Origin of the sequence: Pandoraea norimbergensis (assembly GCF_001465545.3) — a bacterium.
GTDB classification, from domain to species: Bacteria; Pseudomonadota; Gammaproteobacteria; order Burkholderiales; family Burkholderiaceae; genus Pandoraea; species Pandoraea norimbergensis.
Genome location: NZ_CP013480.3, coordinates 373,876 through 389,098 on the forward strand (window position 1 = coordinate 373,876; position 15,223 = coordinate 389,098).

General features: G+C 59.9%; 14 protein-coding genes. 10 read left to right on the forward strand and 4 right to left on the reverse strand.

Annotated features, from left to right (window positions below; translation table 11 throughout):
- Nucleotides 1–176 precede the first annotated feature (176 nt).
- Both AT302_RS01610 and AT302_RS01615 read right to left on the reverse strand, forming a co-directional pair.
- Nucleotides 177–1,274 (reverse strand): asparaginase, encoded by a 1,098-nt coding sequence (locus AT302_RS01610; RefSeq protein WP_058376913.1) that lies wholly within the window; start codon nt 1,272–1,274, stop codon nt 177–179.
- A 191-nt stretch (nt 1,275–1,465) separates the two neighbouring features.
- Entirely contained in the window at nt 1,466–2,617 is a 1,152-nt protein-coding gene (locus tag AT302_RS01615) for a porin (RefSeq protein WP_058376914.1), read from the reverse strand.
- Between the two features lie 446 nt (nt 2,618–3,063).
- On the opposite strand from AT302_RS01615, the gene AT302_RS27805 reads away from it, so the two are divergent.
- The 4 genes from AT302_RS27805 (at nt 3,064) to AT302_RS01635 (ending at nt 6,967) form a co-directional block, all read left to right on the forward strand.
- Nucleotides 3,064–3,852: a hypothetical protein gene (locus AT302_RS27805; protein WP_058376915.1), complete on the forward strand. Its 789-nt coding sequence runs from the start codon at nt 3,064–3,066 to the stop codon at nt 3,850–3,852.
- Nucleotides 3,853–3,884: 32 nt separating this feature from the next.
- Nucleotides 3,885–4,178 carry a putative toxin gene (locus tag AT302_RS28400; protein WP_167365770.1) on the forward strand — a complete coding sequence of 98 codons (294 nt, stop codon included), beginning with the start codon at nt 3,885–3,887 and terminating at the stop codon, nt 4,176–4,178.
- A 10-nt stretch (nt 4,179–4,188) separates the two neighbouring features.
- Nucleotides 4,189–4,998: a hypothetical protein gene (locus AT302_RS01625; protein ID WP_157125654.1), complete on the forward strand. Its 810-nt coding sequence runs from the start codon at nt 4,189–4,191 to the stop codon at nt 4,996–4,998.
- An 871-nt stretch (nt 4,999–5,869) separates the two neighbouring features.
- Nucleotides 5,870–6,967, forward strand: coding sequence for a saccharopine dehydrogenase family protein (locus AT302_RS01635; RefSeq protein ID WP_058376918.1), 1,098 nt, complete (start codon nt 5,870–5,872; stop codon nt 6,965–6,967).
- Between the two features lie 134 nt (nt 6,968–7,101).
- Here AT302_RS01635 and AT302_RS01640 read toward each other — a convergent pair whose 3' ends face one another.
- A complete protein-coding gene (locus AT302_RS01640; RefSeq protein WP_058376919.1) occupies nt 7,102–7,587 on the reverse strand; it encodes an Lrp/AsnC family transcriptional regulator in 486 nt (161 codons plus the stop codon).
- Between the two features lie 139 nt (nt 7,588–7,726).
- On the opposite strand from AT302_RS01640, the gene AT302_RS01645 reads away from it, so the two are divergent.
- Both AT302_RS01645 and AT302_RS01650 read left to right on the forward strand, forming a co-directional pair.
- Nucleotides 7,727–8,755: a histone deacetylase family protein gene (locus tag AT302_RS01645; protein ID WP_058376920.1), complete on the forward strand. Its 1,029-nt coding sequence runs from the start codon at nt 7,727–7,729 to the stop codon at nt 8,753–8,755.
- A gap of 404 nt (nt 8,756–9,159) precedes the next feature.
- A complete protein-coding gene (locus AT302_RS01650) occupies nt 9,160–10,230 on the forward strand; it encodes a porin (protein WP_058376921.1) in 1,071 nt (356 codons plus the stop codon).
- Between the two features lie 34 nt (nt 10,231–10,264).
- On the opposite strand, the gene AT302_RS01655 is transcribed toward AT302_RS01650, so the two are convergent.
- Nucleotides 10,265–11,083: an AraC family transcriptional regulator gene (locus AT302_RS01655; RefSeq protein WP_064675017.1), complete on the reverse strand. Its 819-nt coding sequence runs from the start codon at nt 11,081–11,083 to the stop codon at nt 10,265–10,267.
- A 221-nt stretch (nt 11,084–11,304) separates the two neighbouring features.
- Here AT302_RS01655 and AT302_RS01660 point away from each other — a divergent pair, with 221 nt between their 5' ends.
- The 4 genes from AT302_RS01660 to AT302_RS01675 all read left to right on the forward strand — a co-directional run bounded on the left by AT302_RS01660 (nt 11,305) and on the right by AT302_RS01675 (nt 15,158).
- Nucleotides 11,305–12,228 (forward strand): alpha/beta hydrolase fold domain-containing protein, encoded by a 924-nt coding sequence (locus AT302_RS01660; protein WP_167365771.1) that lies wholly within the window; start codon nt 11,305–11,307, stop codon nt 12,226–12,228.
- A gap of 58 nt (nt 12,229–12,286) precedes the next feature.
- Nucleotides 12,287–12,928 carry an FMN-binding negative transcriptional regulator gene (locus AT302_RS01665; protein WP_058376924.1) on the forward strand — a complete coding sequence of 214 codons (642 nt, stop codon included), beginning with the start codon at nt 12,287–12,289 and terminating at the stop codon, nt 12,926–12,928.
- Nucleotides 12,929–13,061: 133 nt separating this feature from the next.
- On the forward strand, nt 13,062–14,204 hold the full coding sequence (locus AT302_RS01670; RefSeq protein WP_058376925.1) for a C45 family autoproteolytic acyltransferase/hydolase: 1,143 nt from the start codon (nt 13,062–13,064) through the stop codon (nt 14,202–14,204).
- An 84-nt stretch (nt 14,205–14,288) separates the two neighbouring features.
- Nucleotides 14,289–15,158, forward strand: coding sequence for a hypothetical protein (locus AT302_RS01675; protein WP_058376926.1), 870 nt, complete (start codon nt 14,289–14,291; stop codon nt 15,156–15,158).
- The last annotated feature ends 65 nt before the right edge of the window (nt 15,159–15,223 follow it).

Consider the following 15,223-nt stretch of genomic DNA (forward strand, 5'->3'; position numbering starts at 1 on the left):
TGTGCCGCCGTTTACTTAGTTCACGCATAGTCCCCGGAACTGAGGTGACGCGGGTCTGTCATCCCGGCAGACAACAAAAAGGGCAGGCTGCCAATCATGGCAACCTGCCCTTTTCACTTCAACAGCCGACGGCAACTAACAACTTCCATTCGCTGCCCTCAGACGCTGCAACCGCTTCAGTACGTCACATCAAACGCCTTCTGCACCTTATCTGCCGCTGTCACGCCGTTGCCGATCAGCAACTGCGTGAGCACACGTGCCTTTTGCGGGTTCAGATCGTAGGAGACGACGAAGCCGGTCTTGTCGTCCGACACTTCGACGTTCCGGTTGACGAAGCCACTGCCGACGCGCGACGAACGCACGACCACGACGCCCTTGCGTGCTGCGGCTTCCAGCGCGTCGAGTGCCGCCTGAGACGCATTGCCATCACCGACACCCGCCAGCACGATTCCCTTCACGTTGTGCCGCACGGCGTCGTCGATCTGCACGGCGTCCATATCGGCGTGGGCATAGACGATCTCGACGCGCGGCAGACCACCACTCGGCACCTCAAGTGCCTTCTTCCTGCCCGCAGGCGCCGGCGCCAGATAGCGAATCGACGCCGGATCGACATAGCCGACCGGTGCCGCATTCGGGTTATGGAACGTCTGCACGGACGTCGTGTTGGTCTTCGTGACCCAGCGCGGCCCATGAATCGTGTCGTTCATCACAACGAGCACGCCCCGGTTCTGCGACTGCGGGCTGGCGGCGACTTCCACGGCTTCGTAGAGATTGCCCGGGCCGTCGGCACTCACGGCGGTACTCGGACGCATCGACCCGACCAGCACCACCGGTTTGCTGGTGGCGAGCACGTTGTCGAGGAAGAAGGCGGTCTCTTCCATAGTGTCGGTGCCGTGGGTGACCACGATCCCGTCGGCTTCATCGCGGTCGAAGGCTTGCTTGATGCGCGCGGCCAGTTGATACCAGACCTTGCTGTTCATGTCCTGCGAGCCGATGTTCGAGATCTGCTCGGCCTTGATCGACGCCAGCTTGTCGAGCCCGGGGACGCTCGCCGTGAGTTGCTCGCCGGTCACGCCGCCCGCGTTGTAGCCGATGGCCGAGCGCGCGTCGCCCGTGCTGGCGATGGTGCCGCCGGTAGCGAGTACCAGAATACGCTGCGCGCGCTTGGCCGTGGCGGCGTCTGCGGCAAACGCATGGCTGCCTGCGGTCAACGCCAGCGCGGCGGCCATCATGGTCGGCAGTACGACGGATTTGCGTTGCTTGGTCAACGTCATGGGTGTGCTCCTCTCTTCTCGTTGGGGGGAATCGCGCCGGAGGCCGGCGAGATCACTGCCATATTGGCAAGATTTCCGATTTCAAGAAAGGTGCATGCGCGTGACCCATGAAAAAAGGGAGGCCCTTGTGGGGCCTCCCATAATACTGGAGCACTCAAACGAGGTACTACACGTCTCGCGAAGACGAAGGCTTAGAACTTGTGGCGCAGACCCGCGACGACGGCAGCTTGCGACTTCGTGCTCGAAGCACCGCCAGCGCCGTTGATCGAAGCGGCGGTCGCGTCACCGGCAGCCTTCTGATAGATACCGACCAGGTACACGTCGCTACGACGCGAGAGCAGGTAGTCCACGGCGGCGTTGATCTGATGGTACTTCGGGCTCAGGTTGGCGAGGGTCGGGCTACGCGTGCTGGCGTCGGTGTACGTGTAGGCGAGGCCGAGCAGCAGCGTCGGCGACAGGTTGTACGTACCGTTCAGTTCGTAGTTCGACACACGGGCGCCGGTGCCGCTCAGATACTTGATCTGGGTGTTGCTGTACACCACGCCGACCGTTGCCGGGCCGAAGTTGTAGCTGCCGCCCGTGGCGAGCACGCGCTGCTTGTCTACGCCGTACGACGTCGTGCCGATGCGGGTCGTGTAGAAGTCGCCGCTGTAGTCGCCCGTGACGGCGCCACCGGTGTTGCCCGCGCTCGACGGGGTGCTGACTTCGAGGTAGCCGATGCCGAACTTGATCGGGCCGTTCGCGTAGGCGGCGCCCAGGCTGAAGGCACGGTTGTTGGCGAAGCCGGTGCCGTTGGTGCCCGTGCTGGCTTGATTCGAGAAGCTGTACAGGCCGCCGAACGTGAAGCCGGCGTAGTTGGCGCTCGAGTACTTGATCGAGTTGTTGAGGCGGAACGAGTTGTACAGGTTGTCGACGTCGCCCACGTGCGCGCCGAGCTTGGTGGCGAACTGCTTGGCCGAGGTCAGGCCGCTCACGTAGTCGACCACGGAGTCGTACTGGCGGCCGATGGTGACCGTGCCGAGCGACTTGCTCGACAGACCGACGAAGGCTTGGCGGCCGAATTCGCGGCTGCTTTGGCCGAGCGTGCCGTTCATCAGGTTGAAGCCGTTTTCAAGGGTGAAGACGGCCGACAGACCGCCGCCCAGATCTTCCGAGCCCTTCAGGCCCCAGCGGTTACCCGATTGCAGGCCGTCTGCCGTGCTGGTGTTCTTGTTACCGCCCACGTTGTTGACATAGGCGAGACCGCCGTCGAGCACACCGTAAAGGGTGACGTTGCTTTGAGCTTGCGCTGCGCCGGCAGCGAGGAGGGCACACAGCGCCGCAGCCAAATGCGTCTTTTTCATCGGTCGATTCCTTGTTCGATAGCTTTGAAATGTTGCGAACCCCTTCGCCTGACATCAGGCGCCCCGTGGGTTCGGGCCGAACTATATCGAAGCTGTCCCGGAATCTGTAGGTGTGCAGATGAAATTTCACGCAGGATGTGTCCATGTTGCAACGAGCAAAACGAAGACAAGCGGTTCTGACCCGGTTTCATGCGGATGACATGTAGGGCACGTATAAGTGATCAATCGTGCGATCTTCTCCGGCGCACTTTTTTTGCATCGGTACCCAAAGAAAATTAAAAATGGTCCGTCGTGCAAAATTTGAGCAGCCTTCCGTTGGCCGGGGATTGGATCGAAGGGCACGAATCTCTCGGCGCATACAGCCAGCAACCTATCGATAGCCTTCACGGTCGGCATTACCAACGCGCTGCCGCCGCCGGTTCAGGTGCATAAGAATTCCGGCAAGCTTGAGAAGCACAAAAAGTGCATGCCGGCCGGCGGGCACGAGCCTGATCAACGGCATCAAGACCGCCAACACCTACACACCGCAGGTGTTGCTCTCGAACTTGCCGCCGTCGCTGCAACCGGGGACGACAACGTTCTACTACAGCCCGCAGCAAGAGGCGATTCAGTTGCAGCAAGCGGCGCTGATGCAGACGGGCAAGGCGAGCTTCATCAATGGCTTGTCGACGGACAGCACGTCGCAGTTGACGGTGCTCGACCAGCAGAAGCTGGTGTTGTACGGCAATGCGGTGGAGTACGCCAAGGCGAACAACATCCAGTTGGGTCAGGCGCTCACGCCGGAGCAGGTCAGCGGGTTGTCGCAGCCGATGCTGTGGTACGTGGAGCAGAGCGTGCCGGAGCCGGGGTGTCAGGCGACGGGGAATGCGAAGTGCCCGACGGTGACGGCGTTGATGCCGCAGGTGTATCTGCCGGAGAACTTCTCGGGCTTGTCGGCGGGCGGACAGATTCTGGCGAGCAATGATCTGTCGTTGAATTTCGGCAGTAGCGCGACGGGTGGCAGCGTACTGAACACGGGTTCGATCACGTCGGGTGGGACGTTGACGGTGAACACGGGCACGCTGACGAACCGCGCGAACGTGGTGGATGTGGGCGAGTTGTGGAGCTACATCAAGGACACGGGGTACTTGAAGACGACCGGCACAATGGTGCAGCCGGGCGGCTTCATGAGCGCCGCGGCGGGCGGTCTTCCTCTGATGCTACTTCGGGACAAACGCCATTTCAGCGTGGGATAAAATTCCAAGCGGATGCGTTAGCTGCCCTTGGAGTGCCAGAAAATACAAAACGGACTACTGTCATTCTTCCCAATGGCTCACCCGTCACGGTTGTTCCCGATGCGAGGGATGGGACAACTATTATTGAAGTCAAAGACGTAGTTGCGTTGGCGAATTCTAATCAATTCAGAGGTTATTTAGAGACAGGTAATCCTATTCGGCTAATTGTTAGTCCGAATACGAAAACAATTTCTCAACCATGGCGAGATTTGATCGCTAACTCCGGGGGGTCGATTCGTGTCTTCGATCCAAAGGATGGGACGTTCCGTCCATGGGTATCGAAATAGAGGGTTAGATATGAAATTTCATATGCCGGTGTGTATCAACGTGCTGAGTCCACTAACTCTCACGAGTGAAAGAGATTTTCTTGATGTGGTCCAAACATTTTGCAACTTTCTCCCGGAAATATGTCCGGAGAAGTGGGGGTGGTGGGAGCCACTTGATCGTCGTTTCGACGGCGACGACGTGACGTCGCTTGTTCCGGACGGAGGCAACTGCCAAACGGTTTACTGGCAACGTAAGAGACAACCGAAGGCGGAGGGATCTTTCAACGTTCGATGGCACAGTAAGTCGTCAAAAGTCGAGGATACGCACTCAAAAATTGGCTTTTCCTTTGAGCTGGGGCGCGTTCAACAAGAATCACTCGTTGCCTATTTGAAGAACGCGAGCATTCGAACAAAGGCGGACTTTTCGTTTGTTGACGTACTAACACCGGGATATAGAGATTTTGCAGTAGAAAGTGAATCTGCACCGTATGGGGACAGATTCATGGTGGTGACACACCTCTTGCGGCATTGGCTGCCGGACGTGTTCTGGGGGACCGTTTTTGGCCCCCCCTATGTACGCCTACTGGGGAAGGATAGACTTTTAACGGCACCCGCATTCTTGGTAGAGGAGTTGGGGCCGGAAACCATCTATGTGCAGTTGACGGAGAGACTTGAGGACGCAGTGGAGGATAGCGCCAAGATTCAAGCTTCTCGCGAACTCTTCAAGAGACATCTCCGGAGCAACGCATTCTTCATTCGTGGCCAAGGATACGATCGCTTGCAAAGGGGGGCGATCGGAGATGTTTTTGCTGTCCCGAGGTTTGAGCTGAGTGAAGATTGATGACGCTTGCAATCATCTGGATTTCCTATTTTATGCGGTGATGCCGTCCGAAACTCGGCGCAGGGATCACCAAGAAACCTTCGGGAAAGATAATGGCAAATCCAGTATGTCGTGTGTTGATTCCCGATACGTTGGAGCAATCCTTCGTGTTTGTCGTCACAATGCTGGAAGCTTTTGGGCTCACGATTTCAAATCCACAGAACTCAAAAGTAACTACGTGGGATGAGAGTGGCGTTCAGATTGAGATTGCTGCCGAAAACGTACCTAACGCCGTACTAACAGGGTCCATCCTTAATATCCAGTTTTGGAAAAGTGCGGGGGAAGACATGTTTGTTGCGTGGGAGACGGTCGACGGCGGGTGTTCCTTTTCATTTTTTCTCGATGGATTAGATTCAAATTTTTCGCTCATGTTGGTCGCGAAACTGGCCGAGTCAGCGTTGACAAGGTTTCGCTCACGATATGACGGACCGGCTCTAATCTTGACGTTCGGGTAGCCGCGACTCCTAGGGGCGACGGCGCCCTTCGACGTACCCTGACAGATCATTTCGTACCAGTTTGATGCAGAGGGGCGGCGCAGGGTGACGTGCTCGGATACGTCCAGATCACCTACGCCACGCCTCCCCCAGCAAGCCTGCTTTTTCACTATCCAATACATTTCGTCAAACAAACTCGTCATTACGTCAGTAATTGCTGAACTTACGACGAAATCACGCTACATTTCATCAGCACCCCTGCTTAGAATCGATGCAACGGCGCGAGACGTGCCGCAGTGTGAAAGCCCCGCCGCACGGGCCTTTGCGCGGTGTTCGTCTTGGCGCCATCGCACCGCATCGATCACCCGCATCTCTCACCACTAACCAGGGGAAAAACCATGAAGAAGATTGCCTTGCTTGGCGCTGGCCACATCGGCCAAACCATTGCTCGTCTGTTGCGCGACAGCGGTGACTATCACGTGAGCGTGTTCGACCGCAGCGCACAGGCGCTTGCCCACGTTCGAGAGAATGCCGACGCCGTGTATGAACTCACCGACAGCGACACGGGCACGTTGCAAAAGGCAATCGCGGGCTACGATGCGGTGATCAATGCATTGCCCTACACCATGGCCACCAGCGCTGCGACGGCCGCTGTCGCCGCCGGTTGCCACTACTTCGATCTGACCGAAGACGTCGCCGCCACGCACGCGATCGCGCAGCTCGCCGAAGGCGCCAGCACCGCGCTCATGCCGCAATGCGGCCTTGCCCCCGGTTTCATCTCAATCGCTGCGCATCATCTCGCCGCCGCCTTCGATCAGGTCGAAGTGGTGAAGATGCGTGTCGGTGCGCTGCCCGCTTTCCCGACCAACTCGCTGAAGTACAACCTGACGTGGAGTGTGGACGGTCTCATCAACGAATACTGTCAGCCGTGTGAAGCCATTCGCGATGGCGCGTCGATCACCGTGCAGCCGCTCGAAGACCTCGAACACTTCTCACTCGATGGCGTCGAGTACGAAGCCTTCAACACCTCCGGTGGGCTCGGTACGCTTTGCGAAACGCTCGCCGGCCGCGTGCGCGATCTCGACTACAAGTCGGTGCGTTACCCGGGGCATGGCGCGTTGATGAAGGTGCTGCTCAGTGAGCTGCGTCTTAAAGACGATCAGGAAACGCTCAAGACGCTGCTCAAGCGCGCCGTGCCGAGCACGCTGCAAGACGTGGTGCTGGTGTTCGTCGTTGTGAGTGGTCTGCGCAATGGCGTGCTCACGCAGGAAGTGTTCGCCCGCAAGATCTTCGCGGAACGTAACAACGGGCACAGCGCGAGCGCCATTCAGATCACGACGGCATCGGCGGTGTGCGCCGCGGTCGATCTGTTCTTCGCGGAAAAGCTGCCGCAGCGCGGCTTTATTCGTCAGGAGCAGATTGCACTGCCGGACTTCCTCGCCAACCGCTTCGGGCAGGCCTACGCGCACTCGACGCACATCGAATCGCTGTCCTGATACGTAGCACGTCCCGCATTTAAGCCTGCCATCACCACTGCCCGCACGCCGCTGCGGGCAGTGTCATTTCCGTCGCATCAAATCGTCAAATCGACGAAACAACGCATCACGGAATCAGCACATCACCCCATCCCTCACCGCACTGGCACACGACTCGACGCCTTGACTTCCTTCAACGACAACGTCGAGTGAATGCCCGTCACGCCCGGCAGCATCTTCAACACGGTATCGACAAAGACGCCATACGCGTCGAGATCTTCGCTCACCACCATCAGCATGTAATCGGCTTGCCCTGTCACCTTGTGACACGACAGGACCTCCGGGCATTGCTGAATCGCCAGCTCGAACTGCGCGGGTGCGTCGTGATCGGTATGAATGTCGAAATCGATCTGCACGAAGCCCAGCAAACCGAATCCCATCCGGCGTCGATCAAGATTCGCCTGAAAGCCGGTAATGAATCCTTCGTCCTCAAGCTTCCTGAGTCGTCGCCAGCAGGGCGTCACGCTTAGCGACAGCGCATCGGCAAGTTGCGCCGTAGAGACGCTGCCGTCCTCCTGCAAACGGCTCAGAATCTGCCGGTCCGTGGCATCTAGCTCGGAATAGAGTCGATTGTTTTTCATTTGTCTCGCCGATGAGTCGATTTTTACAAAAAATCTAAGTCAGACAAAAAGAAAAGCAAAGCAATTTCAAGTCCCGATCCACATACTGGTGCCTGTCCGATTCAATCGATTTCGTCCTTTCGCATCAGTTCAGTCACGCATGCTCACCCTCTACAGCGACGCACATTTGACTCACCAAGGCACCGAATGGGTGAACGGCGAGCAACACCCCAGCGTGGAATCTCCCGCGCGCGCGGCCAATGTTCTCGCATCGATTCGCGCCGCCGAACTTGGCGAATGCCAACTCGCCGAACGCCATGACAGCCGCGCTTACATGACCGTGCACAGCGAGCGCTACGTTCACTTTCTCGAAAACGCATGGCGCATCTGGCAAGAAGACGGACGCACCCATCACGCCTTGCCATTGGTGTGGCCCGCACGTGGCGCAACGTCGGATGTCGAGCCCGCCCATATCGAAGGAAAGCTGGGCTTCTACGCCGCCGACGCCTTCGCTGCCATCACACCGGGCACGTGGGAAGCCGCACGCACCAGCGCAGACGTGGCGCTGTCCGCGATGCGTGTCGTTGCACAGGGCGCGTCGAGCGCGTTTGCGCTGTGTCGTCCGCCGGGTCATCACGCGTCGCGCGAAGCGATGGGCGGTTACTGCTATCTCAACAACGCTGCACTCGCCGCGCAGGGCTTCATCGATAGCGGCGCGTCACGCGTGGCGATTCTCGATATCGACTACCACCACGGCAACGGAACACAGAGCATCTTCGAAGCGCGCGACGACGTGCTCTTTGTTTCGATTCATGGCGATACTGACAAGTCGTATCCATACTTCTATGGCCACGCGCAAGAGCGCGGCATCGGCGATGGTCTCGGCTACACGTTGAATCTGCCACTGCCGCACGGCACAGGCTGGGCCGACTATCGCGCCGCACTCACCCACGCATGCGATCGAATCGCGGCATACGCCCCCGATGCGGTGGTGATTTCGCTGGGTGTCGACACCTTCAAGAAAGACCCGATCAGTCGATTCACCATGGAGAGTGAAGACTATTTGAGCATCGGCCGTGCGATCTCGAAAACCGCCCGAAGCACGCTCTTCGTTCTGGAAGGCGGCTACTGCGTCGAAGACATCGGCGTCAATGTCAGTAACACCCTCATAGGGTTCTCGAATGGTTAGAGAAGACATCAAACCACTAGTCGAACGCTAGAGAACCCACCCACTGGTTTGTTCCGTATCCCGCGCGCGTTACCCGCGCCGCAGGCGGGATTCGTTCGGCCATTTAAATTAAGTCGTATACCTAAGTTAAACCAACGTCGAACGTCAACGGTGGTGCATTCGGTCGTAAAAAATCTGAAAAAAGCCGCGATTTCAAGTGTGGCCCGATTTCGAGATTTGATGACCTCGTAGGCGGGGCGGTCAAAAAAACAGCCCCCTACCATCAGTTCCGGAAGTGTCGCAGTGAGCAGTCGAGCAACGCTTCATGAGCCACGCTCTCGCGAGTTTTATCGAAAAAGCCATCGTGCGAATCACAAGTGCGGGCGTCGCGAGAGTTTGATTTTTCACTTACAGAGAAGACCGACATGAAACATCACTTTTGCCGATTTGGCGTTGCCTTGGGGACGCTTGCTGCACTCACTTCCGGCGCGCATGCGCAATCGAATGTCACGCTGTACGGGATCGTCGACCTCGGTATCGAAGCGCTGACGAACGTCCCCGGTGCGAACGGTGGCAAGACCACCCTCGTGCGCGAAACCTCGGGCAATATGGCTGGCTCGCGCTGGGGCATTCGCGGCACTGAAGACCTTGGCGGCGGCTACAAGGCAATCTTCGTGCTGGAAAACGGCTTCAGCGCCAACACGGGTGTTTTAGGGCAAAGCGGGCGCGAGTTCGGCCGTAAGTCGTTCGTCGGCCTGAGTGGCGCCTTCGGCACGGTGATGCTCGGGCGTCAGCAGAACCTGCTTTACGACATCTCCATTCGCTACGACCCGATGTTCTACGCCGCGTCGTACTCCGCTTACTCGCACGACCCGTATCTCGCCGCGCGCACCGACAACACCGTCAAGTACACGGGCAAGTTCGGCGGACTCACGTTCTCGACGATGTACAGCAGCGGCTATGACTCGACCATCCCCAACGGTGCGCAGGTGCCGGGCCATTCGAAAGTGGGTCGCGATATGGGGGCGGGCGTGATGTACCAGAGCGGTCCGCTCGACGTCGGCCTCGTGTACGACCAGCGTCAGGGCACCTCGATCGACTCCGCCGACGATACAGCACGACGCGTCATTGTCGGTATCGCCTACAAGCTGACCAGCACCGATCTCTACGCGGCGTACCGCTATCTGCAACAGACCGTAGGCAGCACGCAAACGCACACGCATCTCTACTGGGCGGGCGTCACGCAACACTTCTCGCCCGCACTGACGCTCTCGGGCGCGGTGTATCACACGGATGTCGTCGGCTCGAATCAAGACCCGACATCGTTCGTGCTGGCGTTGGGCTACTACCTGTCGAAGCGCACCGACCTGTACTGGAACATGTCGTATGCGCTCAACCGCAATGGTTCGAATCTGGGCGTCGGCGGGATGGGGGTGAACGTGATCGCGGGGCAGAACCAGTTCGGCACCGTGGCGGGTGTTCGTCACCGGTTCTGACGATGGGGTAGGGCGCGCCTGCGAGGGAGACCTTTTAGTCTGCGCCTTGGCGCGCCACCGGCGTCTGAGCGAGTCCGCCGAGATATTCCTTGGGTGTGCGGCCCATGGCCGTGCGGAACATCGACGTGAACGCACTCGGGCTTTCATAACCAAGATCCAGCGCAATGGTTGTGACGGCGTCGCCTGCGGCAAGACGCGAGAGCGCAACCATCAGTCGCAATTGCTGACGCCAGTGCGAGAACGTAATACCCGTCTCGCTGCGGAACAGGCGCGTGAGCGTGCGGCGGCCAACGTTGCCGACGCGTGCCCAGTCATCGAGATCGCCGTCGTTCCCCGGCTCCGCTAACAGCATGCGACAGATGCGCAGCAAGCGTGGATCGCGCGGCATCGGCAGGTGCAACGGCACGGTCGGTGCCCGGCAAATCTCGTCAACGATCAACGACATCACGCGACCGTCGCGGCCTTCGGGCTCATAGAGCGAGGGGATGTCGATAGCTTCGGAGATGAGACTGCGCAGCAGCGTGGAGACTTCGATGATGCAGCACTCGTTCGGTAGTTGGTTGGACACCGCCGGGTCGATGTAGAGCGAACACGCGAGGATGGCCTGACCCCGGCCGTTGCAGTTGTGCGTCACGCCAGCGGGAATCCACGCCGCGCGATGCGGTGGCACGAGCCACGTGCCGGTGGCGGTCTCGATGGTGTACACGCCTTCGACGGCGAAGAGCAGTTGCGCACGCGGATGCGAGTGTGGCGGGTCTGCGTCGAGCAGTGTGGAGTCGCTGAAATCGGAAACCATGACCGCGACGGGCCGTGGCAAATCCTGATAGTCGACGGAGTGAGTACTTTTCTGCATTGGATGTTGGCCCGATTTCGCTACTGGATGTCCCTGCGCACGCGGCGACTTGATTTTTGGAACTCTAAAATTTTTTCGGTTCGTTGTCATTGGCATGACATTTCATCTGCCAACGCATTTGGCCCTGTTGCCACACTAACCATCTGAACCGGAAAATGAATAAAGAGATTCACCTACTTCATGCCGCAGACGATCCCGGACCCTCGCCGATCGATCCCGACATGACCCGCTTCATGGCGTTGCAAAGCGAAGACGGCGCAGCGTTCGTGCGTTGGGACCTCGGCACCGCAGCGCAAGCGCGCGAGGCGTTCGAAGTGATTCGTCGCCGTTGGGCAAGCGGTGGCCCGCAGATGCATCGCACCGTCGAGCGCGCTGTGCCAACGAGGCACGGCGACGTGCGCATCCGCGTTTATTACCCTCATGAACAGGCGTCGTTGCCCGCGTTGATCTATCTGCACGGCGGCGGCTTCGTCGTGTTCAGTCTCGACACCCATGACCGTGTGATGCGTGAATACGCCGCGCGCGCGGGCGTAGCGGTGGTGGGCATCGACTACTCGCGCTCGCCGGAAGCCCGCTTCCCACGCGCACTCGAAGAGATTGTCGACGTCACCCGCTGGCTGCATCGCCACGCCGACACGCTGGGGCTCGACGCACAGGCGCTGCTCATCGGTGGCGACTCCGCCGGTGCCAACCTGTCGCTGGGCACCGCGCTGCAATTGCGCGACGCGGGGGAGAATCTGCCGCGCGGCATGGTGTTCAACTACGGCGCGTTCGACATGATTCCGTGGCGCGACTCGTTTGCCCGCTTCGGAGGCGGCGAGTATTCGCTCTCGTCGCACGACATGGTGTGCTTCGTGAACCGTTACATCAATCACCGCGACGAGCTCTCAGACCCGCGCTGCCGCCCGATTGTGGCGAGCCTCGATAACCTGCCGCCCGCTTGTTTCGCGATTGCCGAACTCGATCCGCTCTACGACGAGAACATCGAGATGGCTGACCGGCTGCGCAATGCCGGTGTGCCCGTGAGCGCGACGGTCTACCCGGGCACCATCCACAGCTTTCTCGAAGCCGTGTCGATCGCTGGCGTCAGCGACCGGGCCTTCGCGGAGCAGGCCGAATGGATCAGACAGCGGGTGAGCGCATGACCCACCTCCGCGCCATCCCCCCAATTCAAGTCGTCTGCCTACAGGAACAGGATCGCTGATGTACCGCCCGGAACCCTATCAAGAAAACTCCCCCGAGACGCTGCGCTCGCTCATGCGCCGCTGGCCGTTCGCCGCGCTCGTCACGTTCGGCCCGTCGGGCATGACGGCAACACATTTGCCGTTTCTGATCGACGTCGACGCCGACGGCAACACGTTGCTCACCACCCATTTGTCGCGCCGCAACACGCAGTACGGCGACCTGAGTCAAGGCTGCCACGCCATGGTGATCTTTCAGGGCCCCAGCGCCTATATCTCGCCGAGCTGGTACGACGAGAAGCGCACGTTCCCCACGTGGAACTACGCCGCGATTCACGCGTATGGCGACATTCAGGTGGTTGATGACGCCGACGGCATCAAGCACATCCTCGATCGTGTGGTCGAGACGTTCGACGGGCCGATTGCAGGGGAGTGGACCTTCGCCGGAATCCCCGCCGAACAGACCGCATTGCGCCTGCCGAAAATCGCAGGGGTTGTCATGAAAGTTTCGCGGCTGGACGGGGCGCTCAAGCTCAATCAGGACCACAGCGATGCCGACAAACACGGCGTGATTGCTGCACTGGAATCGCGCGAAGACGCCGGTGGCCGTGAGATTGCCGCACTCATGCGAGCGACGTTGGGCACCGGGGAACGGTCAGCGTAAACACCGACGTAAATAATTTTTTTCCCGTTTTTGGCGCCAATATGATTGGCTAAATCATGCCGGTATCTGTGCAAACGTCGCAGCCGATGGGGTCGATGTCACAGGTTTCGCTATTCCGGAGCTTAGTCACGCTATGACGACATTCCAGCAGTTTCCTCAGTTTCCCTTCATTTCCGTGAGCGGCCGCCCTTACGACCGGGGCGTGCAGTACGGCAAGCAGGCGCAAGACCGTGTGCGCGCGAGCGCAGCCATGTACGGCCGCACGATCGACGAACTGGGTTACACCGCCAGCGCCCGCGCAGCGCTCTTCAAGCACTTTGAAGGGCATATCGGCACGGTCGATCCGACCTATCTCGACGAGATGCACGGCATTGCCGATGGCGCCGGCGTGTCGTTCGCCGACATCGTGATGATCAACGCCCGCACGGAAGTGCTGGCCAAGGCCCGCGCCGATCAGGCCACCGCAGAGGGCGAAGAACTTCAGGACGGTTGCACCGGCGCCATCGTGCTGCCGGAGCGCTCGGCCAGCGGCAATTTGCTGCACGCTCAGAACTGGGACTGGCGCGCCGACTGCGTGAACACCGGCGTCGTGCTGCGTGTGCAACGCGACGACGGCCCTGACTTTCTGACGTTCGTGGAAGCCGGTGGTCTGGCGCGCAGCGGTATGAACAGCGCAGGCGTTTCCATCACTGCCAACTATCTGGAATCGGACCGCGACTTCAAGCAGTTGGGCGTGCCGCTGGCAATCCTTCGCCGCAAGGTGCTTGACCAGCCGGTGTTCGCGAATGCCCTGAAGGCCGTCGCGACCACGCCGAAGTCGTGCTCGAACAACATCATGCTCGGCATGGCGCAAGGGTTTGCCATCGACTTCGAGTGCACCACCAACGAAGCTTTTCCGCTGTACCCCGGCGACGATCAACTGATCGTGCACGCGAACCACTGGGTGAGCCCGGTCGCGCGCACGAAGCTGGTCGATACCGGTTGCGAGAACTCGGCCGACAGCTACTACCGCGACTGGCGCGTGCGCAAGCTGCTCAACAGCACGCCGATGATTTCGCGCGACAGCCTCAAGCAGGCGCTGTTCGACGATTTCGGCACGCCGTTCTCCGTGTGCCGTCCGCCGCGCGAAGGGGTGCGCCACTCGATGACGGCCTCCGTGGCGATGGTCGTGATGGAACCCGCCGTCGGCGAGATGGACGTGGCACCGATGCCCGCCCTCAACCGCGTGTTCACGCGCTATCGCCTCGAAGGCGAGCCGACGCTGCTCGAAGCGTAAGGCGATCGCGGGCGCCAGTCACCGCGCCCGATCCCGCCAGCAGCCGCTCCTATTCATAGATTCGAAAAATACTTCGCAACAACCATGACCCAGACCACTACCGACGCCGCCAATTTGAGCACCGAAGCTCGCACCCGCAACCTTTACGACCTCGGCTCGACGACGATCTTCTCTTACGCGGGCGATCCGCGCTTTGCCTACGCCCTGTATGTCCCGAAGGCCATCACGCAGCCCGGCAATCGCGTTGAGTTGGTGGTTGTCGTGCACGGCACGGGCCGCCAGTTCACCAACTATCGCGATGCGTTCGCCGAGTTCGGCCGCTGGCAAGACTGCCTGATCCTGTGCCCGCTGTTCCCGGTCGGCGTGCGCGGCGACGGTAACCCCGGCGGTTTCAAGCATCTGGTGGAAGCGGACATTCGCTACGACGACGTGTTGCTGGGCATGGTCGATGAAGTCAGCCGCAAATACGAAGCGTCGTTCGACAAGTTCGGGCTGTTTGGCTATTCCGGCGGTGGTCAGTTCGTCAATCGCTTCGGCTATCTGCATCCGGAGCGTCTGTGGGCGCTGTCGATCGGCGCGCCGGGTTCGGTCACGCTGCTCGACGCGCAGCAGAACTGGTGGGTCGGCATTGGCGACATGCAGCAACGCTTCGGCAAGGCGCTCGATCTCGATGCGCTGCGCAGCGTTCCGGTGCATATGGTCGTTGGTAAAGCCGACCTCGAAACGTGGGAAATCACGCACCGTGAAGGTGGCCCGCACTTCATGCCGGGCGCTAACTCCGCCGGTGCCAATCGGCAGGAGCGCCTCGCGTCGCTGCGCGATTCGTTCGAACGCGCGGGTGTCGACGTGACCTTCGACGTGATCGACAACATGCCGCACAACGGCATGCTGGCCGTGCCCGCCGTGCAGGACTTCTTTGCCGATGTGCTGCGCAAGAAGCGCGGCGAAGCCTGAGCCGTTGGCCGGTCACTGACGGATTCCGCCGATGCCACCGATGTGCGCCGCGAGCGCCACCAGCG

Bases quoted from the DNA above. Each gene is read 5' to 3' on its own strand.
- AT302_RS01635 (WP_058376918.1), top strand. From the start codon at position 5,870: ATGAAGAAGATTGCCTTGCTTGGCGCTGGCCACATCGGCCAAACCATT.
- AT302_RS01650 (WP_058376921.1), top strand. From the start codon at position 9,160: ATGAAACATCACTTTTGCCGATTTGGCGTTGCCTTGGGGACGCTTGCT.
- AT302_RS01645 (WP_058376920.1), top strand. From the start codon at position 7,727: ATGCTCACCCTCTACAGCGACGCACATTTGACTCACCAAGGCACCGAA.
- AT302_RS01640 (WP_058376919.1), bottom strand. From the start codon at position 7,587: ATGAAAAACAATCGACTCTATTCCGAGCTAGATGCCACGGACCGGCAG.
- AT302_RS01655 (WP_064675017.1), bottom strand. From the start codon at position 11,083: ATGCAGAAAAGTACTCACTCCGTCGACTATCAGGATTTGCCACGGCCC.
- AT302_RS01625 (WP_157125654.1), top strand. From the start codon at position 4,189: ATGAAATTTCATATGCCGGTGTGTATCAACGTGCTGAGTCCACTAACT.
- AT302_RS01610 (WP_058376913.1), bottom strand. From the start codon at position 1,274: ATGACGTTGACCAAGCAACGCAAATCCGTCGTACTGCCGACCATGATG.
- AT302_RS01670 (WP_058376925.1), top strand. From the start codon at position 13,062: ATGACGACATTCCAGCAGTTTCCTCAGTTTCCCTTCATTTCCGTGAGC.
- AT302_RS01615 (WP_058376914.1), bottom strand. From the start codon at position 2,617: ATGAAAAAGACGCATTTGGCTGCGGCGCTGTGTGCCCTCCTCGCTGCC.
- AT302_RS01665 (WP_058376924.1), top strand. From the start codon at position 12,287: ATGTACCGCCCGGAACCCTATCAAGAAAACTCCCCCGAGACGCTGCGC.
- AT302_RS01675 (WP_058376926.1), top strand. From the start codon at position 14,289: ATGACCCAGACCACTACCGACGCCGCCAATTTGAGCACCGAAGCTCGC.
- AT302_RS01660 (WP_167365771.1), top strand. From the start codon at position 11,305: ATGACCCGCTTCATGGCGTTGCAAAGCGAAGACGGCGCAGCGTTCGTG.